Below are 25,801 nucleotides of genomic sequence, written 5' to 3'. Positions count from 1 at the left end.
CCATCCCGCTGCGAAGTCAAGCATTTAATTTCGCTTTCTTCGCCGGAGTTCTCAGTGGAACCCCGCTGACCCGGCGGCTTATAATCCGTTGTTCCGTGTCAGTGGAGGCGCATTATAGGGAGTTATTTCAGGCTGACAAGGGGAAATTTAAAATAACTTTCTGAGTGCGTGTTTTTTCACCAAAACAACCATTAACATGCCATAAAATAAGCAAATTGCCGTTTTTGCAGCCGCAATCACACTTCCAGGTGGCATACTAATGAATAAGAAAAAGAGTAAGGAAGAACATTCATGCCGTTAAATGCCCAACAGCTAGCCGCACAGAAAAACTTGTCCTACGTTCTGGCCGAAAAGCTGGCTCAGCGAATATTAAAAGGTGAATACGCGCCGGGCGCTATATTGCCTGGCGAAATAGAGCTGGGCGATCAGTTTGGTGTGAGTCGCACCGCGGTAAGAGAGGCGGTAAAAACGTTAACGGCAAAAGGTATGGTATTACCACGCCCACGTATCGGCACACGCGTCATGCCGCAAGCAAACTGGAACTTCCTCGACCAGGAGCTGCTCACCTGGTGGATGACGGAAGATAATTTCCCGCAGGTCATTAAACATTTTCTGGTGATGCGTATCAGCCTGGAGCCTCAGGCGTGTTTACTGGCGGCGACCATTGGTACGGCTGAACAGAAAGCGCACCTCAACACGCTGATGGAAGAGATGGTCGAGCTGAAAAGAAACTTCAGACGCGAACGCTGGATTGAGGTTGATATCGCCTGGCATGAACACATCTATGAAATGAGTGCGAATCCGTTCCTTATTTCCTTTGCATCTCTGTTCCATTCGGTTTACCAGACCTACTTTACCTCTATTACCTATAACGATGTGGTGAAACTGGATTTGCACCAGGCCATTGTCGATGCAATAGATGATAACGATGGCGATCGCGCCTTTGCTGCTTGTCAGGCATTGCTGATAGCACCGAACGTGCTACCGGATAAATAATATGTCAGAAAAGAAATCACGTAGTATGGCCGGGCTACCGTGGATAGCAGCCATGGCCTTTTTTATGCAGGCACTAGACGCCACTATCCTCAATACCGCCCTACCCGCAATAGCACATAGTCTTAACCGCTCTCCGCTCGCCATGCAGTCGGCCATTATCAGCTATACCCTGACGGTCGCGATGCTGATCCCGGTAAGTGGTTGGTTGGCAGACCGATTTGGTACCCGACGCGTCTTTATGATTGCTGTTAGCCTGTTTACGTTGGGATCGCTGGCCTGTGCGCTGTCCAGCTCCCTAAGCGAGCTGGTGATTTTCCGTGTCATTCAGGGGATCGGTGGCGCCATGATGATGCCCGTTGCCCGTCTGGCGTTATTGCGTGCCTACCCTCGTAGTGAACTGCTTCCCGTGCTTAACTTCGTCACCATGCCTGGACTTGTGGGGCCGATTTTAGGTCCGGTATTGGGCGGTGTACTGGTTACATGGGCCAGTTGGCACTGGATCTTCCTGATTAATATTCCAATTGGCATTGCCGGTATCTTCTACGCTCGCAAATATATGCCGAACTTCACCACCCCACGCCGCGGTTTTGATATGACCGGTTTCTTTCTGTTTGGTTTGAGCCTGGTGTTGTTTTCTAGCGGCGTTGAATTGTTCGGTGAGAAGCTTGTCGCTACCTGGGTCGCACTCGGTATTATTCTTGCCAGTGTGTTGTTACTACTCGCCTATATTCGCCATGCTCGTCGTCACCCAACGCCACTTATATCTCTTCCGATATTTAAGACTCGAACCTTTTCTGTTGGGATCGCCGGCAACCTCGCCACTCGCCTGGGCACAGGCTGCGTGCCCTTCTTAATGCCGCTGATGTTGCAGGTAGGCTTTGGATATCCGGCTCTGATAGCCGGTTGTATGATGGCGCCAACGGCGTTGGGTTCAATTCTGGCAAAATCCATGGTGACGCAGGTTCTGCGCAAACTCGGCTACAGGACCACATTGGTGGGTGTTACGGTTTTTATCGGCCTGATGATTGCGCAGTTCGCTTTGCAATCTCCTGCCATGCCGGTCTGGATGCTGATCCTGCCGCTGTTCATTTTAGGTATGGCGATGTCCACCCAGTTTACCTCAATGAATACTATCACTCTGGCGGATCTGACCGATGAAAACGCCAGCAGCGGCAACAGCGTATTGGCCGTTACTCAGCAGTTATCAATCAGTTTAGGGGTTGCCATCAGCGCCGCCGTTCTGCGTATCTATGAAGGTATGGAAGGAACCAATACGGTCGAGCAGTTCCACTACACCTTTATGACGATGGGCGCTATCACGGTAATATCCGCGCTGATGTTCATGCTGCTAAAAGCCAAAGATGGACGTAACCTGATCAAAGACCGGCACAAACCTAAACCGACCCCCGCTCCATCAAAACAGGAGTAAGCTGCAAACGCTGTTGTTGTAATGCGGGCTGGGCCATCCGATGGATTAATACATCGATGGCCAGTTCGCCCAATTCATCTTTTGGTTGATGTATGGTCGTCAGCGGAGGCGTCATATAGCGCGCCAGCTCGATATCATCATAACCCACCACCGCCATATCCTGCGGAATGCGCAATCCCGACTGGTACAGAGCCTGATACGCGCCAACCGCCATTGCATCATTGCCGGTAAAAACGGCCTGCGGTCGCTGTTTATGCGACAGCAACGTTTGCATAGCTTCAAAGCCGCCACCAAACTCAAAGTCACCGGTAATCTCGTAGCCTTCCGGGACAGGCAAGCCCGCCCGCTTCATTGCCGCCCGATATCCTTCCAGACGCAAACGCGCCGGGGTTTTATCCAGCGGCCCGGTGATGCAGGCAATGCGCGTAAAACCTTTTTCGATAAGATGCTGCGTGGCTAAATCCCCGCCCAGCAGGGAGTTATCCTGAATCAGATCGCTTTCACCATCAAAGGGCGACCAGTCCATCATCACGGTCGGTATAGAAGGATAACGCTGCATTATCTCTCTGGAAGGCTGATGTGTTTCCGTGCAGAGCAGCAGCAAGCCATCCACGCGTTTTTGCATCAGCGTTTCCAGATTACGGTTCATGCGCTGTTCATCGCCTTCGGTATTGCACAGCACCAGGCTGTAGCCGCGCTCAAAACAGCTACGTTCAACGCCGCGCACCAGCTCAGAATAGAAGGGATTGGTACTGGCAGTGATTAACATGCCAATCGTGCGGGTCTGGTTTAACTTGAGGCTACGCGCCAGCGCGGAGGGAGCGTAGTTAAGCGCTTTAATCGCAGCTTCTACTTTGTCAGTGACAGACTCACTGACAAAGCGATCTTTATTAATGACGTGAGAAACCGTCGACGTGGAAACACCCGCCAGGCGGGCGACGTCCTTCATTGTAGCCAAGCGTTACCTCTGTTGACTTAAAAACGCTTCTATTTCTTCGCGCCACGGAACGGAAGGCTGTGCACCTTTACGGGTAACCGCAATCGCCGCAGCGGCATGCGCAAAACGGATCGCTTCAGGCAGTGGAGTCTCTTCCAGTAACGCTGTAATTAACGCGCCATTAAAGGTGTCTCCGGCGGCAATAGTATCAACGGCTTCCACTTTAAAACCGGGTACTCGCTGACCTTCGCCATTCACGCTGGCCCACACACCGCGACTCCCTAAGGTAATCAGTACAGTATGGATTCCTTTAGCATGCAATGCCTGCGCCGCTTTGGCCGCGTCTTCATCATTTTCAACCCGGATCCCCGTCAGCTTTTCAGCCTCGGTTTCATTCGGGGTAATAATATCTACCAGCGCCAACAGCTCGTCAGAAAGTTCACGTGCCGGAGCCGGGTTTAGGGCGACCATGGTCTTATTTTGATGTGCAATCTTTGCCGCAGCCAGAACACTTTCGATCGGCGACTCTAGCTGCATCAGTAAAGCGGACGCCTGCGCAATACGCTCATGCTGTGCTTCCACCAGCGCTGGCGAAAGCGCTGCGTTAGCTCCAGCATGAATGCCGATAACGTTCTCACCTTCACCATTCACAAAAATCAACGCAACACCGGTCGATTCCCCCGAAATTACGCTAATCGGCGCAATATCAATGTTGTCTTTGGCTAACTGTTTACGCACACTTTCGCCAATATCATCATCGCCCGTACAGGCAATGAATGCGATATTCGCGCCACTACGACCCGCAGCAACAGCCTGATTCGCGCCTTTACCGCCAAATGCGACCTGATAATGACTACCGGTTACGGTTTCACCAGGTGTCGGGAAAGAGTTAAGGTTAAGGATGTGATCGGCATTGATACTGCCAAGAACAACGAGGTTGCCTGCGGTTTTCATATTTGGTGTTCCAAGTCAAAGTGCGCCACCGGGTTAGGGTGGCGCGTGCCCTGCTTTTCTTTTTACGCTTTCATCCCCAAAACCAGATACGGGGATGGCGTATTTATGTCTCCATCAGGCCGCGAGCGACCTGAATCGGTATTACTGCTTGATGACCAGCTTCAGGTCAACCGGATATTTAGCCTGAACCTTCTCGCCTTTCAGGACTTTATCCGCAGTCTCAACGCCTTTCGCGCCGATCTGATCCGGCAACTGAGCAATGGTCGCAGCCAGTTTGCCATCATTTACTGCTTTTTCGCCATCTGGAGTGCCGTCAAATCCAACCACCATCACATCAGATTTACCCGCGGTTTGCAGTGCGCGCAGCGCACCCAGCGCCATTTCATCGTTCTGAGCAAATACGGCCTGCACATCAGGATGCGCGGTCAGCAGGTTCTGCATGACGTTCAAACCTTTAGTGCGGTCGAAGTCTGCCGGCTGGCTGGCCAGTACGTTAAATTTGTGTGCCGCAACGGCCTGCTGGAAACCTTCGCCACGCTCACGCGCCGCTGAAGTTCCGGCAATCCCCTGCAGTTCGATAACTTTTGCGCCTTCACCTGCTTTCTTCGCGATGTAATCACCCGCAATTTTGCCGCCTAACACGTTATCAGACGCAATGTGGCTTACCACTTCGCCTTTGGAGGCAACACGGTCAAGGGTAATAACCGGAATTTTTGCCTGGTTAGCCATCTTCACAGCATTACCAACGGCATCAGAGTCGGTTGGGTTGATCAGCAGAATTTTAGTTCCACGAACCGTTAAGTCCTGAACGTTAGCCAGCTCTTTCGCCGGGTTGTTCTGCGAGTCCAGAATCACCAGGTTGTAACCCAGCTTATCCGCCTCTTTTTGCGCCCCATCCTTCAGAGAAACAAAGAACGGGTTATTGAGGGTGGAGACCACCAGCGCAATGGTATCTTTAGCCATCGCATTCGCGCTCACGGTGGCGCTTAGCGCAACAGCAGAAACCAGGGTAGCCAGTTTTTTCATGTTCATATTTAAGATGTCCTGTAATCGTTGTTACTGCTTTTTGTTGTCTACCAGTACCGCCAGCAAAATCACCACCGCTTTGACGATCATCTGGTAATAGGAGGATACACCTAACAAATTCAACCCATTATTGAGGAAACCAAGAATCAATGCGCCGATCAGCGTCCCAACAATTCGTCCTTTACCACCCGCCAGGCTAGTACCGCCTAATACTACCGCTGCGATAGCATCTAACTCATAGCCAGTACCTGCCGTCGGTTGCGCAGAGGAGAGGCGCGCAACTTCAATGATGCCCGCCAGCGATGCCAGCAGACCGCACAGTGAGTAAACGATAATTTTGATTTTACTTACGCTGATACCGGACAGACGCGTTGCCGCTTCGTTACCGCCCAGCGCATAGATATAACGCCCCAGACGCGTGTGGTGCAGCATGTACCACGCCGCGAGGAAGACAATCCCCATGATCCACACCGGCGTAGGGACGCCTAACGGACGACCAATCCCGAACCAGCCAAACAGATCGGCATTGTCAGTAAACCCGGTGTTTACCGGACTGCCGTTGGTGTAGACCATGGTCACACCGCGCAGCAGCAGCATCATAACCAGAGTCGCGATAAACGCCTGCACGCGACCTTTCGCGACAATCACCCCGGTTACCGCGCCAATGGCAGCGCCGAGCGCCAGGGCCGCAGCAACAGCCACCAGCGCATTGACTTCAATCCCTACAATCGAAGCCGCAACCGCACCGGTCAGCGCCAGCAAGGAACCGACGGACAGATCGATACCCGATGTCAGGATAACCAGCGTCATGCCAACCGCCATGATGGCGTTCACCGACGTTTGCTGAAGAATGTTGAACAGGTTATTAACGGTAAAAAAGTTAGGGCTCATGGTGGAAACAATCGCGATCAGCACTAACAGAGCGATGAGCGACTTTTGCTCCAGAAGCCATGCTTTAGTGAAATAACGGCGACCAGAAACAGCCTGGGTAGTCATCTTTTTTACTCCTGATTCACGCGATTAAGCTTGCCCACAGCGGCAGCCATTAATACTTCCTGAGTGGCCTGCTCGCGAGTGAACTCACCGCCGAGATGCCCTTCATGCATAACGATAATTCGATCGCTCATGCCCAATACTTCTGGCATCTCAGAAGAGACCAGAATGATACTCAGCCCATCAGCCTTAAACTGGTTGATAAGCTGATAGATTTCTTTTTTCGCCCCAACGTCAACGCCGCGCGTTGGTTCATCAAGGATCAGCACTTTTGGCCGGGTCATCAGACCGCGCGCAATCGCCACTTTCTGCTGGTTACCGCCGGAAAGAAGGCCGATAGCCTGTTCCATCGATGGCGTTTTAACATTGAACAGGCGAATAAAATCACCCACCGCCTGCTGCTCATCTTTATGTTTAAGGCTTCCGCCTGCACGGCTGAAATAGCGCAGCGCGGTCAGTGACATATTCTCTTTCACCGACATGCCGAGCACTAAACCATCGCGTTTACGGTCTTCAGAAATATAGACGATGCCGTTAGCCAGTCCATCCTGCGGCGAACGGGTAACCACTTCATGGCCATCAAGCGTGACGTAGCCGCTGGTACGCGGCAATGCGCCGTACAACACTTTCATCAGCTCGGTACGCCCAGCCCCCATCAGCCCCGATACGCCAAGGATCTCACCTTTACGCAGCGTGAATGACACATCATTTACGCCAGGACCGCACAGATTATCGACCTTCAGGCGAATATCACCCGGCGCTTTTTCCAGGCGCGGGTACTGATCTTCCAACTTACGTCCCACCATCATTTCAATCAGCGAGTCTTCGGTAAGCGATGCGACTTCACGCTCGGCAATAAACTGCCCGTCGCGGAAGACGGTTACGTCGTCGCAAATCTCGAAGATCTCTTTCATGCGGTGAGAAATATAGACAATGCCGCGCCCCTGGGATTTCAGTTCGCGGATGACGCGGAACAGGGATTCGGTTTCGGTGTCGGTGAGGGCATCCGTCGGTTCATCCATAATGATGACCTTCGATTCAAAGCTCAGCACTTTGGCAATTTCGACCATCTGCTGATCGCCAATCGACAGCTCACCGACCAGCCTGTCGCTTTTAAAGCGCAGATTGAGTTTGGCGAGCAGCAGATCGGCTTCGGCGTACATCTTCTTCCAGTCAATTTTGCCAAAGCGATTCACAAACTCACGACCGAGAAAAATGTTTTCAGCGATAGTGAGTTGCGGGATCAGGTTCAGCTCCTGGTGGATGATACCGATTCCGGCTTCCTGGGAGGATTTCGGGCCGTTAAAGGTGGTCTCTTTCCCCAGCCACAATAAGGAACCGGCATCACGGGTGTAGATTCCGGTCAGCACCTTCATCATGGTGGATTTACCCGCACCGTTTTCGCCCACCAGCGCCATTACGCGGCCTGGGTAGACATTCAGCGCGGCGCCGGATAGCGCTTTTACGCCCGGGAACGCTTTATCGATCCCTTTGAGTTGCAGTAATGCGTTCATGATGGCCTCAGAACGTGACGCCAGCACAGAGAATGATATTCGCATACGGAGAACACTCTCCGCTGCGAATTACCGCCTGACTGTCTGCGGTTTGTTTTTTGAATTGTTCATGCGTGGTGTAACGAATTTCTATGGTGTTTCCCTGGTGTTGTTGCAGTTGCTCAATGTGGCTGAGCAACGTTTCGTGGAGTTGCGGATTATGTTGTTTAATTTCCGACGCGAGAATGGCTGCCTCGACCTGCATTTCACGTGTGACCACATCCAGTACCTGCATAAAAGAAGGTACGCCCTGGGTTAATGCCATATCGATACGCGTTGTGCTGTTCGGGATGGGTAAACCTGCATCACACACCACCAGCGTATCGGTATGCCCCAGACGGGAGATCACCGATGAAATTTCAGAGTTGAGTACCGTGCCTTTCTTCATTTTCTTTCCCCACTAGCGAAACGTTTCGCTGGAGATAAGTGTAGTGCGAAGAGTGGACAGAAAACCACCGCGACGTTACGAAAATGTGATCGCCATCGAAACGTTTCGCAAGGATTATCATTAGATGAAATGAAAACTGGGAGGGGCAAAACAAAACGCCCCTTTTCACGATGAAAGAGGGCGTCGATGAGATTAAATCTCGACCTGAGTACCGAGCTCAATAACCCGGTTCGGTGGGATTTCAAACTGGTCCGGCGCACGCAGCGCATTGCGCTGTAACAGCAGATACAGCTTACCGCGCAGACGCAAGTACCATGGTCGTTTGCCGACAATCAGCGACTCGTGCGACATGAAGAAGGAGGTTTCCATCATCCGGCAGCTTAAGCCTTCCAGACCGCAGCGATGGAACACTTCCTCCACGTTCGGCGTTTCGCGCCAACCGTAGCTGGCAACCACGCGCCAGAAGGTGGGCGATAACTGCTCAATCTGCACCCTACGCACGTTGTGAACATAGGGCGCATCTTCCGTGCGCAGCGTCAGCAGAATAACGCGCTCATGCAGCACCTTGTTATGTTTGAGGTTATGCAGAAGCGCAAACGGGATGACGTTCAGTGCGCGGGACATATATACAGCCGTTCCCGGCACGCGTACCGGTGGTGATTTCTCCAGAGAAGCAATCATCGCCTCCAGAGAGTTACCGTGCTCATGCATACGACGCAGCAGACGGAAGCGTTCACTTTTCCAGGTGGTCATGATGGTGAACATCACCAGACCCAGCGTCAGAGGCAGCCAACCGCCGGAAATCAGTTTATCGAGGTTCGCGGTGAACAGCGGAACATCGACGCACAGGAATGCCACCAGGATCAGGAAGACGAAGTATTTATTCCAGTGCCAGTTTTTGCGCGCCACGGTGGTCGACAAAATAGAGGTCAGCACCATCGTCCCCGTTACCGCAATCCCGTACGCCGCGGCCAGATTACTGGAGTGTTCAAAACTCACAATCACAATAACCACCGCAAAATAGAGCATCCAGTTAACGAAAGGAATGTAGATCTGGCCCGACTCCATTTCCGAGGTATGGATAATGCGCATTGGCGATAAATATCCCAAACGCACGGCCTGACGCGTCAGCGAGAACACACCGGAGATAACCGCCTGCGAAGCGATTACCGTCGCCAGCGCAGCGAGGATCAGTAGCGGGATCAACGCCCAGTCTGGCGCCAACAGGAAGAACGGGTTTTTGATCGCTTCAGGATGCTTTAACAGTAGCGCCCCCTGACCAAAATAGTTCAGTACCAGTGAAGGCAACACCACAGAGAACCATGCCAGGCGAATCGGCAACTTACCGAAGTGGCCCATATCCGCATACAGCGCTTCAACACCGGTAATCGACAACACCACCGCACCCAGTGCAATAAAAGACAACGTTTTGAATTCGAGGAAGAAATGCACCGCCCAATACGGATTTAGCGCCTGCAGTACTTCCGGATTGCCAATAATACTGCGTACGCCTAAAACCGCCAGCGTCAGGAACCACAGCAGCATAATCGGCGCAAACAGCTTACCGACCATGCCGGTACCGTGTTTTTGAATCAAAAACAGCAGGGTCAGTACGATTATCGAGAGCGGAACAATCCAGGTATCAAGTTGCGGGGCAATAATCTCCAGACCTTCAATCGCAGACATCACCGAAATGGCTGGCGTAATCACCACTTCACCATAGAAGAAGCTGCCGCCTATCAATCCCATAATGACCAGCATGGAGGTTGTTCGCGCCGAGGTATTGCGCCCGGCCAATGACATCAGCGTCAGGATCCCGCCTTCTCCGGCGTTATCTGCGCGCATGACAAACGTCAGGTATTTAATGGAGACAACAAAGATCAGCAGCCAGAAAATCAGCGAGAGAAAACCAAATACGGCATCACGTTCAACGCCAAAACCAAACTGGCCGGACAAACATTCACGAAGCGTATAAAGTGGGCTGGTACCAATATCACCGTAGACAACCCCAATGGCTGCAAGGGTAATCGCAGACAATGATTGTTTATTATCAGTGCTCATAGACTCGTCTTTCGTTTATACACATCATCTTTCAAGCCACTCCGTGTGGGCTGCATTCGTTATTCCCCCCATCCCAGGAGAAAACTCCATTGCCGCCTTGGTGCAGCTTGATTGATTTGGTGTATATATAAGAAATGTGTGCGTCGTCCCTTGGCCCACAAAAAGGCGCACAGTATGCACGATTAATCACAAAATCGTACCCCTAAATGAGACCAGATTAATCTGGCTCAAAGAAAAATAAGCGCACCTTCAGTCTATTACTGCAATGGTGTGAAGCATCTATACTCGCAGTTTATGCAGTACATTTGGCGAAAGGACGCCACTTCATTATGGCTCACCCACATTTATTAGCGGAAAGAATTTCCCGTCTGAGCAATGCGCTGGAAAAGGGACTTTTTGAACGTAGCCACGCCATTCGTCTGTGTCTGCTGGCAGCACTCAGCGGCGAGAGCGTTTTCTTATTAGGGCCCCCGGGGATCGCAAAGAGCTTAATTGCCCGCCGACTGAAGTTTGCCTTCCAAAATGCACGCGCTTTTGAATACCTGATGACGCGCTTCTCTACGCCGGAAGAAGTTTTCGGCCCGCTGTCCATTCAGGCCCTTAAAGACGAAGGTCGCTATGAACGCTTAACGGTGGGCTATCTTCCTGAAGCTGAAATCGTTTTTCTCGATGAAATCTGGAAAGCAGGCCCGGCAATTCTTAACACCCTGCTGACCGCCATTAACGAACGTCACTTCCGCAACGGCGCGTATGAAGAAAAAATTCCGATGCGTCTGCTGGTTGCCGCTTCCAACGAACTGCCTGAAGCCGACAGCAGCCTGGAAGCGCTGTACGACCGTATGCTGATTCGTCTGTGGCTGGATAAAGTTCAGGACAAGGCCAATTTCCGCTCCATGCTGCTAAGTCAGCAGGATGAAAGCGACAACCCGGTCCCGGCATCATTGCAGGTGACGGATGAAGAGTATCACCAGTGGCAAAAAGACATTGGCGCCATCAAGCTTCCCGATCGCGTGTTTGAGCTTATTTTCACTCTACGCCAGCAGTTGGACACGCTACCGAATGCCCCCTACGTGTCCGATCGTCGCTGGAAAAAAGCGATCCGCTTACTCCAGGCCAGCGCTTTCTTTAGCGGACGTGATGCGGTAGTACCTATCGACCTGATCCTGCTGAAAGATTGTCTGTGGTACGACGCGCAAAGCCTGAATCTGATGCAACAGCAGCTTGAAATATTGATGACCGGACACGCCTGGCAGCAGCAAGCCATGCTGACGCGCCTCGGCAGTATTGTGCAGCGCCGCATTCAACTCCAGCAGCAACAAAGCGACAAAACGGCGTTCACGGTAATCCGTCAGGGTGGCATGTTCAGTCGTCGTCCTCATTATGATTTACCACCAGAAGCTACGTCCTCAGTCGTGACATTACTGCTACAAAAGCCATTAAAGCTGCATGATATGGAAGTTATCCATATTGCTTTTGAACGCAGTGCGCTGGAACTGTGGCTAACAAAAGGCGGTGAAATCCGCGGAAAATTAAACGGGATCGGCTTTGCCCAAACACTGAATATGGAAGTCGATAGTGCACAGCATCTGGTTGTGCGCGATGTCAGTTTACAGGGTTCTCGCCTGGCGCTGCCGGGGGCTTCGCAAGAGAGTATGCCCGCAGAGATAAAGCAGGAGCTTGAAGCGCTCGATAACGAGTGGCATCAGCAGCACAGCGCATTCAGCGAACAGCAAAAATGCCTGTTTATTCATAGCGACTGGTTAGGCCGCATTGAGGCCAGCCTGCAGGATGTCGGGGCGCAAATCCGCCAGGCGCAACAATGCTGACCCTTGATACACTCAACATAATGCTGGCAGTCAGCGAAGAGGCGATGATCGAAGAGATGATCGTCGCCCTGTTGGCTTCCCCAAAGATGGTGGTATTTTTTAAAAAATTTCCTCGCCTTAAAAAAGCGATCACTGACGATATTCCCCGCTGGCGCGAATCTTTGCGTAGCCGCCTCAAAGATACCCATGTGCCGCCGGAGTTGGCAGAAGAAGTCATTTGTTATCAACAAAGCCAGCTCCTCTCTCATGCACAGTTTATCGTTCAACTACCGCAAATATTATCGCTATTGCACCGACTCCATTCGCCCTGGGCTGGGCAAGCGCAGCAACTGGTCAATGACAACAGCACCTTTACGCCCGCCCTACATACGCTTTTTCTCCAGCGCTGGCGCCTGAGCCTGGTGGTGCAAACCACAACGCTGAATCAGCAACTGCTGGAAGAAGAGCGCGAGCATTTGCTCAGTGAAGTACAGGAACGGATGACCCTTAGCGGACAACTGGAACCCGTTCTGGCGGAAAATGATAACGCTGCAGGCCGGTTGTGGGATATGAGCGCGGGCCAAATCAAGCGCGGTGATTATCAGTTGATGGTGAAATACGGCGAATTTCTGACGCAACAACCCGAACTCCAGCGCCTGGCCGAGCAGTTAGGTCGTTCCAGAGAGGCGAAATCCGTGCCGCGTAAAGATGCGCCAATGGAAACCTTCCGTACCCTGGTGCGCGAACCGGCAACCGTCCCGGAGCAGGTGGATGGCATCCAGCAAAGTGACGATATCCTGCGCCTGCTACCGCCAGAACTGGCCACGTTGGGCATTACCGAACTGGAATACGAGTTCTACCGACGGCTGGTGGAAAAGCAACTGCTGACCTACCGCCTGCACGGCGAAGCATGGCGTGAGAAAGTAACAGAACGTCCGGTGGTGCATCAGGATTTTGACGAGCAGCCGCGCGGACCTTTTATCGTCTGCGTTGATACATCAGGATCGATGGGCGGGTTTAATGAGCAGTGTGCGAAAGCCTTTTGCCTGGCGCTAATGCGCGTCGCCCTTGCCGATAACCGGCGTTGTTTCATTATGCTGTTTTCAACAGAAGTGGTGCGCTATGAGCTTTCCGGTCCGGAGGGCATCGAACAGGCGATCCGCTTTTTAAGTCAACGCTTTCGTGGTGGCACTGATATTGCCAGCTGTTTTCGCGCCATTATTGAACGCATGCAGGGTCGGGAATGGTTTGATGCCGATGCGGTGGTTATCTCAGATTTTATCGCTCAGCGATTACCCGATGAAGTCGTCAGCAAAGTGGGGGAATTACAGCGGGTGCACCAGCACCGTTTTCATGCGGTAGCGATGTCAGCACATGGCAAACCCGGCATCATGCGCATTTTCGATCATATCTGGCGCTTTGATACCGGGATGCGAAGCCGCCTGCTCAGACGCTGGCGGCGTTGATTGTTACAGCAGAGAAGCGACGCTTTCACGTACCTGGGCCGGCCATACGCCACACTGAACCTGGCCAATGTGCGGTAATTGCAGCAACAGCATGGTCAGACGCGACTGCCCAATCCCCCCACCAATCGTCTGCGGCATTTCACCACGCAGCAGCGCCTGGTGCCATTCCAGACTCAGGCGATCTTCATCACCGGTCAAAGACAGCTGGTGTTTCAGAGCGTCAGCATCCACACGGATCCCCATAGAAGACAGCTCAAACGCATCTTCCAGAACCGGGTTCCAAACCAGAATATCACCGTTCAGACCGGCATGACCCAGCTCAGACGCTGAACTCCAGTCATCATAATCCGGCGCACGTACATCATGACGGTGACCGTCACTGAGTTTACCGCCGATCCCCACCAGGAATACCGCGCCCAGCTCTTTAGCGATCGCACGTTCACGACCTTTTGCGTCAAGATCCGGATAACGAGATAACAGCTCCTGGCTATGAACAAAGTGGATCTGCTCTGGCAGGAACGGTGCCAAACCAAACTCTCTGCTAACCGCAGCTTCGGTGGCCTTAATTCCCGCCCAGATAGCCTCTACTGTGCTTTTCAGAGTGGAGAATTGACGCTCACCGTCGCCCATCACGCGCTCCCAATCCCACTGGTCAACGTACACTGAGTGCAGCGGGGAGAGGCGATCTTCATCGGGACGCAGGGCTTTCATATGCGTGTACAGCCCCTCGCCTGCGCTAAAGTCGTGTTGTCCTAACGTTTGACGCTTCCACTTCGCCAGTGAATGAACCACTTCGAATTGAGCGTCTGGCAATGCTTTAACCTTCACCTGCACCGCTTTTTCACAGCCCGACAAGTTATCCTGCGTGCCATCTCCAACGCGGCTGAGGATCGGAGCCTGAACTTCGATCAGACCTAAACGCTCTTCCAGCTGGCGAGAAAAATGAGATTTTACGAAGCTAATTTGACGTTGTTTGGCAATGTAAGCGGTTTTCATTATGTGTACTCCTGTGTCCTGTTGCCTATGATTAAGCAACAGAATGGAGGTAATATTCAATAATCAACAAACAAAAAGCCGACTTCGATTTTGATTCGTTAAAATTAACGACTAAAATAGAGGGAATCATTAATCTACATAAGAAAAACCTATGGAAAATTATCAGATCGACAATCTGGACCGCGGCATTCTTGATGCCCTGATGGAAAATGCCCGTACAGCCTACGCAGAATTAGCCAAACAGTTCGGCGTCAGCCCAGGAACAATTCACGTTCGCGTAGAAAAGATGAAGCAGGCCGGGATCATTACCGGCGCGCGGATTGATGTTAGTCCCAAACAATTGGGTTACGACGTCGGCTGCTTTATCGGCATCATTCTGAAAAGTGCGAAAGACTATCCGTCAGCACTTGCAAGACTGGAAAGCCTCGATGAAGTGACCGAAGCGTATTACACCACCGGGCACTACAGCATCTTTATTAAGGTAATGTGCAAATCGATCGACGCGTTGCAGCAGGTACTTATCAACAAGATCCAAACAATTGACGAAATTCAGTCCACTGAAACCCTGATCGTCTTGCAGAACCCGATTATGCGTACCATCAAGCCATGATCGGTTTTTTTAATCCCCTATTTTTCCACAGGTAGATCCCAGCTCGCACACAGCGTACAATACGCCCTCTTTATAAAGGTGGGCGATCATGGCAGACATCACTCTTATCAGCGGTAGTACGCTTGGCAGTGCGGAATATGTAGCAGAGCATCTGGCTGAAAAGCTGGACGACGCCGGTTTTTCCAGCGAAATACTGCATGGGCCAATGCTTGAAGAGGTTCCGACTGACGGGATCTGGCTGATTATCAGCTCCACACACGGAGCAGGAGACATTCCTGACAACCTGCAGCCTTTATATGATGCCCTACGCGAGCAGAAACCGAACCTGTCACAAGTGCACTTTGGTGCAATCGGGATCGGCAGTCGTGAATATGACACCTTTTGCGGCGCAATCGACAAGCTGGAAGCCGAATTGAAGGCCTGTGGGGCAAAACAGATCGGCGAAACACTCAGGATCAACGTACTGGAACATGAAATTCCGGAAGATCCGGCTGAAATTTGGCTGGGATCGTGGCATCCGTTGCTCAGAGATTTGTAAAGATCGTACTTTTTTATGTGGATAACTCTGGTTAAAAGCTTGGATCAACCGGTAGTTATCCCAAGAACAACCGTTGTTCAGTTTTTGAGTTGTGTATAACCCTTCATTCTGATCCCAGCTTATACGGACCAGGATCACCGATCATTCACAGCTAATGATCCTCAGCAACCTGTTGATCTTACTTAAAGGATCGACCTTATCCACAGAAAGGTGCGATCCTAATAAGAGATCACAATAAAACAGATCTCTAAATAAAAAGATCTTCTTTTTAATACCCAGGATCCCAGGTCTTTCTCCATCGACTAAAGTTGAGTAGAATCCACGGCCCGGGCTTCAATCCATTTTCACACCGCGTTATGCGAGGCAATCAGCATGTTTTATCAGGATCCTTTTGACGTCATCATCATTGGCGGGGGTCATGCAGGCACCGAGGCCGCAATGGCCGCGGCGCGAATGGGTCAACAGACTCTGCTTTTGACACACAATATCGACACTCTGGGACAGATGAGCTGCAACCCGGCGATCGGCGGTATTGGGAAGGGACACCTGGTAAAAGAAGTGGATGCGCTTGGTGGGTTGATGGCAAAAGCGATCGACCATGCGGGTATCCAGTTTAGGATACTAAACGCCAGCAAAGGGCCTGCCGTTCGTGCCACTCGCGCTCAGGCCGATCGTGTGCTCTATCGCCAGGCAGTACGTACCGCGCTGGAGAATCAACCTAACCTGATGATCTTCCAACAGGCGGTTGAAGATCTGATTGTTGAAAACGATCGTGTCGTGGGCGCAGTGACCCAAATGGGACTGAAGTTCCGTGCCAAAGCGGTCGTGTTAACCGTGGGGACTTTCCTCGACGGCAAAATTCATATTGGTCTGGACAACTACAGCGGTGGCCGCGCTGGCGATCCGCCGTCTATTCCGCTGTCACGTCGTCTGCGTGAACTGCCGCTGCGCGTCAGTCGCCTGAAAACCGGTACACCGCCGCGAATCGATGCGCGCACGATTGATTTCAGCGTGCTCGGCCAGCAAAACAGCGATAACCCGATGCCGGTCTTCTCATTCCTGGGCGATGCATCTCAACATCCGCGCCAGATGCCGTGTTATATCACGCATACCAATGAAAAAACCCATGATGTGATCCGTAATAACCTCGATCGTAGCCCGATGTACGCAGGCGTGATCGAAGGTATCGGCCCACGCTATTGCCCGTCGATCGAAGACAAAGTGATGCGCTTTGCCGATCGTAACCAACATCAGATCTTCCTCGAACCGGAAGGACTGACGTCTAACGAAATTTACCCGAATGGCATCTCCACCAGCCTGCCGTTCGATGTGCAGATGCAAATTGTCCGTTCCATGCAGGGGATGGAAAATGCCAGAATCGTCCGTCCTGGCTACGCGATTGAGTATGATTTCTTCGATCCGCGCGACCTGAAACCTACTCTGGAAAGCAAATTCATCCAGGGTCTGTTCTTTGCTGGTCAGATCAACGGTACGACCGGTTATGAAGAAGCTGCCGCGCAAGGGATGCTGGCTGGTCTGAACGCCGCACGCTTGTCTGCTGACAAAGACGGCTGGGCGCCGCGCCGCGATCAGGCTTATCTTGGTGTGCTGGTGGACGATCTGTGTACGCTGGGCACCAAAGAACCGTACCGCATGTTCACCTCACGCGCGGAATACCGTTTGATGCTGCGCGAAGATAACGCCGACCTGCGTCTGACCGAAATTGGCCGTGAGCTGGGACTGGTGGACGATGAGCGTTGGGCTCGCTTCAACGAGAAGCTGGAGCGTATTGAACAAGAACGCCAGCGTCTCAAATCAACCTGGGTGAATCCGTTAGCGGAGTCCGCTGCAGAAGTGAATGCTCACCTGGCGACACCTCTGTCACGTGAAGCGAGCGGTGAAGATCTGCTGCGTCGCCCGGATATGACCTATGCTCAGTTGACCTCTTTATCTGCGTTTGCACCTGCGCTTGATGATGCTCAGGCCGCGGAACAGGTTGAAATTCAGGTGAAATACGAAGGATATATCGCCCGTCAGCAGGAAGAGATCGAGAGACAACAGCGTAATGAGAACACCCTGTTGCCTGCAACGCTGGATTATCGTCAGGTCTCCGGCTTGTCGAATGAGGTCATTGCCAAACTGAACGATCACAAACCGGTATCGATCGGCCAGGCATCGCGTATTTCCGGCGTAACACCTGCCGCCATCTCCATTCTGCTGGTATGGCTGAAAAAACAAGGTATGCTGCGTCGCAGCGCTTGATATCACTTTTTGGCGGGAGTGCTTCGTTTGCCCGCCCTACAAATTTGTCGGCCCGATAAGCGACAGCGCGTCGGGCAATAGATTATTTACAGGTAACGACCGTGCTCAACAAACTCTCTCGTCTGCTGGCTGATGCCGGTATTTCTCTTACCGATCACCAGAAAAATCAGCTGATTGCGTATGTCGATATGCTGCATAAATGGAACAAAGCGTACAACCTGACGTCGGTGCGTGATCCCAACGAAATGCTGGTGCGCCATATTCTGGACAGCATTGTCGTCGCGCCGTACCTGAAGGGCGAGCGTTTTATCGATGTCGGCACTGGTCCGGGCCTACCGGGAATCCCTCTCTCCATCGTACGTCCTGAAGCGCATTTCACACTGCTGGATAGCCTGGGAAAACGCGTTCGTTTCTTGCGCCAGGTGCAGCATGAGCTTGCGCTTACTAACATCACTCCAGTGCAAAGTCGCGTTGAAGAATTCCCTTCAGAGCCGCCGTTTGATGGGGTGATTAGCCGTGCTTTCGCGTCACTCAATGATATGGTGAGCTGGTGCCATCATTTGCCTGGTCAGGAAGGGCGTTTTTATGCGCTAAAAGGGCAGTTGCCTGAAGATGAAATTGCCTCGTTGCCTGCAGAATTCAGCGTCGAGTCGGTCGAAAAATTACGCGTTCCGCAACTGGATGGTGAACGTCATCTGGTGGTTATTAAGCCAAACAAAATTTAATTTTTATCAAAAAAAATAGAAAAAAAACGGTTCTTCGGGTGTTAAAAGTCATAAGGAATAGTGTGGTTAAATGTCGTTACATTTCACTAATGCCTTACGGTTTTGCATCATAACTATAACGTACCGTTTTTTGTTAAAAGTGAAACAAGTCAGCTGTGAAAATATCAGCCTGCTAAAAATAGAATCAAAGAATCACCGCTCGTGTTAATTTTTTATTATAAATGTCAATGGGTGGTTTTTTTGTTGTTATTCGCTATTTTTAAAACAGTAACGAATTTTAGGCTTAAATATCAAAAAGTTGAAATGGCATCATTTGCCAAGTAAATAAATAGTGCCGGGGCGAATATGCTTAATATGTGATCTGGTGCACGCTTTGCAGCCAGTGTTTACGCGGCTTTTGCAGTTTTGCATGATCGTTCACAGTTTGCATAAAAGTGATAAATGTGGCGTAGCGAAAAATATTTAAACATTTATTCACTTTTTAGCTACTTATTGTTTGAAATCGAGAAGGCGCACCGTATAATTTGACCGCTTTTTGATGCTTGACTCTAAGCCATAAAGAACGTTTTATACGACACGCGGCATACCTCGAAGGGAGCAGGAGTAAAAACGTGATGTCTATGTCGCTCTTGAGTCGAAACGTTGCTCGTAAGCTTTTGCTCACACAGTTTCTGGCGGTAATAGCAAGTGGACTGCTATTTAGCCTCAAAGACCCTTTCTGGGGCATCTCCGCATTGTGCGGTGGATTGGCAGTGTTACTGCCTAATGTGTTGTTTATGATATTTGCCTGGCGTCACCAGGCACATACACCAGCTAAAGGCCGAGTAGCCTGGACGTTCGCTTTCGGCGAAGCCTTCAAGGTATTAGCTATGCTGGTGTTGTTGGTGGTGGCGTTGGCTGTTTTGAAAGCGGTATTCATGCCGCTGATCGTTACGTGGGTTTTGGTGCTGGTGGTTCAGATACTGGCGCCGGCTGTAATTAACAACAAAGGGTAAAGGCATCATGGCTTCAGAAAATATGACGCCGCAGGATTACATAGGGCACCATCTGAATAACCTTCAGTTGGACCTACGTACATTCTCGCTGGTGGATCCGCACAACCCCCCAGCCACCTTCTGGACGCTCAATATTGACTCCATTTTCTTCTCGGTGGTTCTGGGTCTGTTGTTCCTGCTTATGTTCCGTAGCGTAGCCAAAAAGGCGACCAGCGGCGTACCAGGTAAATTTCAGACTGCGATTGAGCTGGTAATCGGCTTTGTGCATGGTAGCGTGAAAGACATGTACCATGGCAAAAGCAAGCTGATTGCTCCGCTGGCCCTGACGATTTTCGTCTGGGTTTTCCTGATGAACTTGATGGATTTGCTGCCTATCGACCTGCTGCCGTACATCGGTGAGCATATCTTTGGCCTACCGGCTCTGCGTGTGGTTCCGTCTGCTGACGTGAACATCACCCTGTCGATGGCGCTGGGCGTATTTATCCTCATTCTGTTCTACAGCATCAAAATGAAAGGCATCGGTGGCTTCGCGAAAGAGTTGACACTGCAGCCGTTCAATCACTGGGCGTTCATCCCTGTCAACTTAATCCTTGAAGGGGTAAGCCTGCTGTCCAAACCAATCTCACTTGGTCTGCGACTGTTCGGTAACATGTACGCTGGTGAGCTGATTTTCATTCTGATTGCTGGTCTGTTGCCGTGGTGGTCACAGTGGATCCTGAATGTGCCGTGGGCCATTTTCCACATACTGATTATCACGCTGCAAGCCTTCATATTTATGGTTCTGACGATTGTCTATCTGTCGATGGCATCTGAAGAGCATTAATTTACCAACACTACTACGTTTTAACTGAAACAAACTGGAGACTGTCATGGAAAACCTGAATATGGATCTGCTGTACATTGCTGCCGCTGTGATGATGGGTCTGGCGGCAATCGGTGCTGCGATCGGTATCGGCATCCTCGGGGGTAAATTCCTGGAAGGCGCAGCGCGTCAACCGGATCTGATTCCTCTGCTGCGTACTCAGTTCTTTATCGTTATGGGTCTGGTGGATGCAATCCCAATGATCGCTGTAGGTCTGGGTCTGTACGTGATGTTTGCTGTCGCGTAGTAAGCGTTGCTTGAATTAAGAGCAATATCAGAACGTTAACTAGATAGAGGCATTGTGCTGTGAATCTTAACGCAACAATCCTCGGCCAGGCCATCGCGTTTGTCCTGTTCGTTCTGTTCTGCATGAAGTACGTATGGCCGCCTTTAATGGCTGCCATCGAAAAACGTCAAAAAGAAATTGCTGACGGCCTTGCTTCTGCAGAACGAGCACATAAGGATCTTGACCTTGCAAAGGCCAGCGCGACCGACCAGCTGAAAAAAGCGAAGGCGGAAGCTCAGGTAATCATCGAGCAGGCGAACAAACGCCGTGCTCAGATCCTGGACGAAGCTAAAACTGAAGCAGAGCAGGAACGTACTAAAATCGTGGCACAGGCGCAGGCGGAAATTGAAGCCGAGCGTAAACGTGCTCGCGAAGAGCTGCGTAAGCAAGTTGCTATCCTGGCTGTTGCTGGCGCCGAGAAGATCATCGAACGTTCCGTGGATGAAGCTGCTAATAGCGACATCGTGGACAAACTTGTCGCTGAACTGTAAGGAGGGAGGGGCTGATGTCTGAATTTGTTACGGTAGCTCGCCCCTACGCCAAAGCAGCTTTTGACTTTGCCGTTGAGCACCAAAGCGTTGACCGTTGGCAGGATATGCTGATGTTTGCCGCTGAGGTGACAAAAAACGAACAAATGGCAGAGCTTCTCTCTGGCGCGCTGGCGCCGGAAACGCTCGCTGAGTCGTTTATCGCCGTATGCGGTGAGCAACTGGACGAAAGCGGCCAAAACCTGATTCGGGTAATGGCTGAAAATAACCGTCTGAATGCGCTCCCGGATGTTCTTGAGCAGTTTATTCACCTGCGTGCAGCCAGTGAGGCTATCTCTGAGGTAGAAGTTACTTCTGCCAATGCACTGAGTGATGAACAGCTTAAGAAGATTAGCGCAGCGATGGAAAAACGTCTGTCACGCAAAGTTAAGCTGAATTGCAAAATCGATAAGTCTGTAATGGCAGGCGTAATCATCCGAGCGGGTGATATGGTCATTGATGGCAGCGTACGCGGCCGTCTTGAACGCCTTGCAGACGTCTTGCAGTCTTAAGGGGACTGGAGCATGCAACTGAATTCCACCGAAATCAGCGAACTGATCAAGCAGCGCATTGCTCAGTTCAATGTTGTGAGCGAAGCTCACAACGAAGGTACTATTGTTTCTGTAAGTGACGGTGTTATCCGCATTCACGGCCTGGCCGATTGTATGCAGGGTGAGATGATTTCCCTGCCGGGTAACCGTTACGCTATCGCACTGAACCTGGAGCGCGACTCCGTAGGTGCAGTTGTGATGGGTCCATACGCTGACCTCGCCGAAGGCATGAAGGTTAAGTGTACGGGTCGTATTCTGGAAGTTCCGGTTGGCCGTGGACTGCTGGGTCGTGTGGTGAACACTCTGGGTTCCCCGATTGACGGTAAAGGTCCGGTTGATAACGATGGCTTCTCGCCAATCGAAGTTATCGCACCAGGCGTAATCGAACGTCAGTCCGTCGACCAGCCAGTGCAGACCGGTTATAAATCTGTTGATGCCATGATCCCAATCGGTCGTGGCCAGCGTGAGCTGATCATCGGTGACCGTCAGACAGGTAAAACCGCGATGGCAATCGATGCCATCATCAACCAGCGTGATTCTGGCATCAAATGTGTGTACGTGGCTATCGGCCAGAAAGCGTCCACCATTTCTAACGTGGTTCGTAAACTGGAAGAACACGGCGCACTGTCCAACACCATCGTTGTTGTGGCGACCGCGTCTGAATCTGCTGCACTGCAATACCTGGCACCATATGCCGGTTGCGCAATGGGCGAATACTTCCGTGACCGCGGTGAAGATGCACTGATCGTTTACGATGACCTGTCTAAACAGGCTGTTGCTTACCGTCAGGTTTCCCTGCTGCTGCGTCGTCCACCAGGACGTGAAGCATTCCCGGGCGACGTATTTTACCTCCACTCCCGTCTGCTGGAACGCGCATCCCGCGTAAACGCGGAATACGTTGAGAAGTTCACCAATGGTGAAGTTAAAGGTAAAACCGGCTCCCTGACCGCTCTGCCGATTATCGAAACCCAGGCGGGTGACGTTTCTGCGTTCGTTCCGACCAACGTAATTTCTATTACCGATGGTCAGATCTTCCTGGAAACCAACCTGTTTAACTCCGGTATTCGTCCGGCAGTTAACCCGGGTATCTCCGTATCTCGTGTTGGTGGTGCAGCGCAGACCAAGATCATCAAGAAACTGTCCGGTGGTATTCGTACCGCGCTGGCGCAGTATCGTGAACTGGCAGCGTTTTCTCAGTTCGCTTCTGACCTGGATGAAGCTACTCGTAAGCAGCTGAGCCACGGTCAGAAAGTAACTGAACTGCTGAAGCAGAAACAGTATGCGCCAATGTCTGTTGCACAGCAGGGTGTGGTGCTGTTCGCGGCTGAACGCGGTTATCTCGAAGATGTGGAACTGGCGAAAATCGGTAGCTTCGAAGCCGCTCTGCTGGCTTACGTTGACCGTGACCACGCTCCGCTGATGCAAGAGATCAACCAGTCCGGTGGCTATAACGATGAAATCGAAGGCAAGCTGAAAGCTATCCTCGATTCCTTCAAGGCAACCCAGTCCTGGTAACGTCTGGCGGTCTGCTTTAGGGTGGACCGCAAGGCATTGAGGAGAAGCTCATGGCCGGCGCAAAAGAGATACGTAGTAAGATCGCAAGCGTCCAGAACACGCAGAAGATCACTAAAGCGATGGAGATGGTCGCCGCTTCCAAAATGCGTAAATCGCAGGATCGCATGGCGGCCAGCCGTCCTTATGCAGAGACCATGCGCAAAGTGATTGGTCACCTTGCGAATGGTAATCTGGAATATAAGCACCCTTACCTGGAAGAACGCGACGTTAAACGCGTGGGCTACCTGGTGGTGTCGACCGACCGTGGTCTGTGCGGTGGCTTGAACATTAACCTGTTCAAAAAGCTGCTGGCGGATATGAAAACATGGTCCGATAAAGGCGTTCAGTGCGATATCGCAATGATCGGCTCTAAGGGCGTGTCTTTCTTTAACTCCGTTGGCGGTAATGTGATTGCTCAGGTAACCGGTATGGGGGATAACCCTTCCCTGTCCGAACTGATCGGTCCGGTTAAAGTGATGCTGCAGGCCTACGATGAAGGTCGCCTGGACAGACTGTACGTTGTCAGCAACAAATTTATTAACACCATGTCTCAGACGCCAACCATCACCCAACTGCTGCCTCTGCCGGCATCAGATGATGATGAATTGAAGCGTAAATCCTGGGATTACCTGTATGAGCCAGACCCGAAAGCGCTGCTGGATACCCTGCTGCGTCGTTATGTCGAGTCTCAGGTTTATCAGGGCGTGGTAGAAAACCTGGCCAGCGAGCAGGCCGCACGTATGGTGGCGATGAAAGCCGCGACCGACAATGGCGGCAGCCTGATTAAAGAGCTGCAGTTGGTATACAACAAAGCTCGTCAGGCCAGCATTACTCAGGAACTCACCGAAATCGTCGGTGGTGCATCCGCGGTATAACCAGGTTAATTCGTAGAGGATTCAAGATGGCTACTGGAAAAATTGTCCAGGTAATCGGCGCCGTGGTTGACGTCGAATTCCCTCAGGATGCCGTACCGCGCGTGTACGATGCTCTTGAGGTTATGAATGGTAAAGAGAGCCTGGTGCTGGAAGTTCAGCAGCAGCTCGGCGGCGGTATCGTACGTACCATCGCCATGGGTTCTTCTGACGGTCTGCGTCGTGGTCTGGAAGTTAAAGACCTCGAGCACCCGATCGAAGTCCCGGTAGGTAAAGCAACGCTGGGTCGTATCATGAACGTTCTGGGTCACCCGATCGACATGAAAGGCGATATCGGTGAAGAAGAGCGTTGGGCTATCCACCGTGCAGCACCTTCCTACGAAGAGCTGTCAAGCTCTCAGGAACTGCTGGAAACCGGTATCAAAGTTATCGACCTGATGTGTCCGTTCGCTAAGGGCGGTAAAGTTGGTCTGTTCGGTGGTGCGGGTGTAGGTAAAACCGTAAACATGATGGAGCTGATCCGTAACATCGCGATCGAACACTCCGGTTACTCCGTGTTTGCGGGCGTAGGTGAACGTACTCGTGAGGGTAACGACTTCTACCACGAAATGACCGACTCCAACGTTCTGGACAAAGTATCCCTGGTATATGGCCAGATGAACGAGCCGCCGGGAAACCGTCTGCGTGTTGCGCTGACCGGTCTGACCATGGCTGAGAAGTTCCGTGACGAAGGTCGTGACGTTCTGCTGTTCGTTGATAACATCTATCGTTACACCCTGGCCGGTACAGAAGTATCTGCACTGCTGGGTCGTATGCCATCAGCGGTAGGCTACCAGCCGACCCTGGCGGAAGAGATGGGTGTTCTGCAGGAACGTATCACCTCCACCAAAACCGGTTCTATCACCTCCGTTCAGGCGGTATACGTACCAGCGGATGACTTGACTGACCCATCCCCAGCAACCACCTTTGCTCACTTGGATGCAACCGTGGTACTGAGCCGTCAGATCGCATCTCTGGGTATCTACCCGGCAGTTGACCCGCTGGACTCCACCAGCCGTCAGCTGGATCCGCTGGTTGTTGGTCAGGAACACTACGACACCGCGCGTGGCGTACAGTCCCTGCTGCAGCGTTATCAGGAACTGAAAGACATCATCGCCATCCTGGGTATGGATGAACTGTCTGAAGAAGATAAACTGGTGGTAGCACGCGCACGTAAGATTCAGCGCTTCCTGTCCCAGCCGTTCTTCGTTGCGGAAGTATTCACCGGTTCTCCGGGCAAATACGTTTCCCTGAAAGACACCATCCGTGGCTTTAAAGGCATCATGGAAGGCGAATACGACCACCTGCCAGAGCAGGCGTTCTACATGGTTGGTTCTATCGACGAAGCCGTGGAAAAAGCCAAAAAACTTTAACGC

At 51.6% G+C, this 25,801-nt stretch carries 24 protein-coding genes; 16 read left to right on the top strand and 8 right to left on the bottom strand.

Annotated features, from left to right (window positions below):
• Positions 1–291: 291 nt before the first annotated feature.
• Both OGV57_RS23670 and mdtD read left to right on the top strand, forming a co-directional pair.
• On the top strand, positions 292–996 hold the full coding sequence (locus OGV57_RS23670) for a FadR/GntR family transcriptional regulator (protein WP_003023753.1): 705 nt from the start codon (positions 292–294) through the stop codon (positions 994–996).
• A gap of 1 nt (position 997) precedes the next feature.
• Positions 998–2,425 (top strand): multidrug transporter subunit MdtD, encoded by a 1,428-nt coding sequence (mdtD, locus tag OGV57_RS23665; RefSeq protein WP_003840564.1) that lies wholly within the window; start codon positions 998–1,000, stop codon positions 2,423–2,425.
• On the opposite strand, the gene rbsR is transcribed toward mdtD, so the two are convergent.
• The 7 genes from rbsR to kup form a co-directional block, all read right to left on the bottom strand.
• A complete protein-coding gene (gene rbsR, locus OGV57_RS23660; protein ID WP_003023757.1) occupies positions 2,391–3,383 on the bottom strand; it encodes a ribose operon transcriptional repressor RbsR in 993 nt (330 codons plus the stop codon). The two genes, mdtD and rbsR, sit on opposite strands and share 35 nt — an antisense overlap.
• A 3-nt stretch (positions 3,384–3,386) precedes the next feature.
• A complete protein-coding gene (gene rbsK / locus OGV57_RS23655) occupies positions 3,387–4,316 on the bottom strand; it encodes a ribokinase (RefSeq protein WP_003023758.1) in 930 nt (309 codons plus the stop codon).
• 141 nt (positions 4,317–4,457) lie between these two features.
• The gene (gene rbsB / locus OGV57_RS23650) at positions 4,458–5,348 is read right to left on the bottom strand and encodes a ribose ABC transporter substrate-binding protein RbsB (protein WP_003023760.1); all 891 of its coding nucleotides are present in this window, start codon (positions 5,346–5,348) and stop codon (positions 4,458–4,460) included.
• Between the two features lie 24 nt (positions 5,349–5,372).
• On the bottom strand, positions 5,373–6,338 hold the full coding sequence (gene rbsC, locus OGV57_RS23645) for a ribose ABC transporter permease (protein ID WP_003023762.1): 966 nt from the start codon (positions 6,336–6,338) through the stop codon (positions 5,373–5,375).
• 5 nt (positions 6,339–6,343) lie between these two features.
• The gene (gene rbsA / locus OGV57_RS23640; protein WP_003023764.1) at positions 6,344–7,849 is read right to left on the bottom strand and encodes a ribose ABC transporter ATP-binding protein RbsA; all 1,506 of its coding nucleotides are present in this window, start codon (positions 7,847–7,849) and stop codon (positions 6,344–6,346) included.
• Between the two features lie 7 nt (positions 7,850–7,856).
• Positions 7,857–8,276 (bottom strand): D-ribose pyranase, encoded by a 420-nt coding sequence (gene rbsD / locus OGV57_RS23635; RefSeq protein WP_003023766.1) that lies wholly within the window; start codon positions 8,274–8,276, stop codon positions 7,857–7,859.
• A 192-nt stretch (positions 8,277–8,468) separates the two neighbouring features.
• On the bottom strand, positions 8,469–10,337 hold the full coding sequence (gene kup, locus OGV57_RS23630; protein ID WP_046671079.1) for a low affinity potassium transporter Kup: 1,869 nt from the start codon (positions 10,335–10,337) through the stop codon (positions 8,469–8,471).
• A gap of 329 nt (positions 10,338–10,666) precedes the next feature.
• Between kup and ravA the strand changes: the two genes are divergently transcribed.
• Both ravA and viaA read left to right on the top strand, forming a co-directional pair.
• Positions 10,667–12,163, top strand: coding sequence for an ATPase RavA (gene ravA / locus OGV57_RS23625; RefSeq protein ID WP_003844414.1), 1,497 nt, complete (start codon positions 10,667–10,669; stop codon positions 12,161–12,163).
• Positions 12,157–13,608, top strand: a complete 1,452-nt coding sequence (gene viaA / locus OGV57_RS23620) for an ATPase RavA stimulator ViaA (RefSeq protein ID WP_003023773.1) — start codon at positions 12,157–12,159, stop codon at positions 13,606–13,608. The genes ravA and viaA overlap by 7 nt, the downstream gene beginning before the upstream one ends.
• A 3-nt stretch (positions 13,609–13,611) precedes the next feature.
• On the opposite strand, the gene asnA is transcribed toward viaA, so the two are convergent.
• Positions 13,612–14,604, bottom strand: coding sequence for an aspartate--ammonia ligase (asnA, locus tag OGV57_RS23615; RefSeq protein ID WP_016151221.1), 993 nt, complete (start codon positions 14,602–14,604; stop codon positions 13,612–13,614).
• Between the two features lie 151 nt (positions 14,605–14,755).
• Between asnA and asnC the strand changes: the two genes are divergently transcribed.
• The 12 genes from asnC (at position 14,756) to atpD (ending at position 25,798) form a co-directional block, all read left to right on the top strand.
• Positions 14,756–15,214, top strand: coding sequence for a transcriptional regulator AsnC (asnC, locus tag OGV57_RS23610; protein WP_003023780.1), 459 nt, complete (start codon positions 14,756–14,758; stop codon positions 15,212–15,214).
• A gap of 88 nt (positions 15,215–15,302) precedes the next feature.
• On the top strand, positions 15,303–15,752 hold the full coding sequence (gene mioC, locus OGV57_RS23605; RefSeq protein WP_003023782.1) for an FMN-binding protein MioC: 450 nt from the start codon (positions 15,303–15,305) through the stop codon (positions 15,750–15,752).
• A 372-nt stretch (positions 15,753–16,124) separates the two neighbouring features.
• The gene (mnmG, locus tag OGV57_RS23600; protein ID WP_003023784.1) at positions 16,125–18,014 is read left to right on the top strand and encodes a tRNA uridine-5-carboxymethylaminomethyl(34) synthesis enzyme MnmG; all 1,890 of its coding nucleotides are present in this window, start codon (positions 16,125–16,127) and stop codon (positions 18,012–18,014) included.
• 101 nt (positions 18,015–18,115) lie between these two features.
• Positions 18,116–18,739, top strand: a complete 624-nt coding sequence (gene rsmG / locus OGV57_RS23595) for a 16S rRNA (guanine(527)-N(7))-methyltransferase RsmG (protein WP_003023788.1) — start codon at positions 18,116–18,118, stop codon at positions 18,737–18,739.
• Between the two features lie 614 nt (positions 18,740–19,353).
• Positions 19,354–19,734, top strand: a complete 381-nt coding sequence (gene atpI / locus OGV57_RS23590) for a F0F1 ATP synthase subunit I (protein WP_003023790.1) — start codon at positions 19,354–19,356, stop codon at positions 19,732–19,734.
• A gap of 7 nt (positions 19,735–19,741) precedes the next feature.
• Positions 19,742–20,557 carry a F0F1 ATP synthase subunit A gene (gene atpB / locus OGV57_RS23585; protein WP_003023792.1) on the top strand — a complete coding sequence of 272 codons (816 nt, stop codon included), beginning with the start codon at positions 19,742–19,744 and terminating at the stop codon, positions 20,555–20,557.
• Between the two features lie 46 nt (positions 20,558–20,603).
• Positions 20,604–20,843, top strand: a complete 240-nt coding sequence (gene atpE / locus OGV57_RS23580; RefSeq protein WP_003023794.1) for a F0F1 ATP synthase subunit C — start codon at positions 20,604–20,606, stop codon at positions 20,841–20,843.
• A 59-nt stretch (positions 20,844–20,902) separates the two neighbouring features.
• A complete protein-coding gene (gene atpF, locus OGV57_RS23575) occupies positions 20,903–21,373 on the top strand; it encodes a F0F1 ATP synthase subunit B (RefSeq protein ID WP_003023796.1) in 471 nt (156 codons plus the stop codon).
• 14 nt (positions 21,374–21,387) lie between these two features.
• Positions 21,388–21,921 carry a F0F1 ATP synthase subunit delta gene (gene atpH, locus OGV57_RS23570; RefSeq protein WP_003023799.1) on the top strand — a complete coding sequence of 178 codons (534 nt, stop codon included), beginning with the start codon at positions 21,388–21,390 and terminating at the stop codon, positions 21,919–21,921.
• Between the two features lie 12 nt (positions 21,922–21,933).
• Complete coding sequence (atpA, locus tag OGV57_RS23565) at positions 21,934–23,475, top strand: F0F1 ATP synthase subunit alpha (RefSeq protein WP_003023802.1); 1,542 nt, start codon at positions 21,934–21,936, stop codon at positions 23,473–23,475.
• 50 nt (positions 23,476–23,525) lie between these two features.
• Positions 23,526–24,389: a F0F1 ATP synthase subunit gamma gene (gene atpG, locus OGV57_RS23560; RefSeq protein ID WP_003023804.1), complete on the top strand. Its 864-nt coding sequence runs from the start codon at positions 23,526–23,528 to the stop codon at positions 24,387–24,389.
• A gap of 26 nt (positions 24,390–24,415) precedes the next feature.
• On the top strand, positions 24,416–25,798 hold the full coding sequence (gene atpD / locus OGV57_RS23555; RefSeq protein WP_003023806.1) for a F0F1 ATP synthase subunit beta: 1,383 nt from the start codon (positions 24,416–24,418) through the stop codon (positions 25,796–25,798).
• Positions 25,799–25,801: the final 3 nt, after the last annotated feature.

Source organism: Citrobacter sp. Cf087 (assembly GCF_030334285.1).
GTDB lineage: Bacteria > Pseudomonadota > Gammaproteobacteria > Enterobacterales > Enterobacteriaceae > Citrobacter > Citrobacter freundii.
The sequence above is the reverse complement of the archived record's forward strand: the minus strand, read 5'-3'. Positions and strand labels throughout refer to the sequence as shown.